A 589-nucleotide genomic window follows, 5' to 3' on the forward strand; every position below is an offset into this window, starting at 1 on the left:
TCAATCTGTGCAATGCGGATCTGCGGGGTGTGGATTTCGCACGTGCTAACTTAAAAAATGCAAAATTGGATCATGCATGCATGGTGGGTGCAGACTTCACAGGCGCAGATTTAGAAAATGTGAGTAACAGTGACACAGATTTCTCCCACGCGATAATGAATGGCGTCGCAGAGATGCAATCCAACGCCACGTCTTCCATTATGTACTCCCGAAGCGAAAAGTATCGCGAGGATACAATCGCTGAAATATGCACCTTAATAAAAAGCAGCTACCAAAGAGATCAGTCAAAAAGCAGAAATGCAAAAAGTGATGGATTATTCAGAACTACATCCCACGTAGAAGAATTAAAATTTGCATCACAAGCCTTTAAAGACAAATCTCTTGATTTGAAAAAAACGCCTTTGAGCTGTTTGACCAAGATAATCAACAATGAGTTTGCTAAATTGTTGGCACTGCGCGCTGAAGTTGCCGAGGAGATGGTCAATAAACCCGAAGAAGCAAAAAAAATACTGCGTCAAGAAACTAAACGGATGCACCCTATAGAAAAAAAATCATTTTCTATGTTGTTAGAATTGTACTCAGATGCCTA

General features: G+C 40.6%; 1 protein-coding gene. It reads left to right on the plus strand.

Annotated features, from left to right (window positions below):
• Positions 1 to 29: 29 nt before the first annotated feature.
• The coding region (locus tag J5069_RS23910; RefSeq protein WP_264646134.1) for a pentapeptide repeat-containing protein at positions 30 to 589 on the plus strand (560 nt) is incomplete at its 3' end.

Origin of the sequence: Candidatus Symbiopectobacterium sp. NZEC127 (genome assembly GCF_025962675.1) — a bacterium.
Classification (GTDB): domain Bacteria; phylum Pseudomonadota; class Gammaproteobacteria; order Enterobacterales; family Enterobacteriaceae; genus Symbiopectobacterium.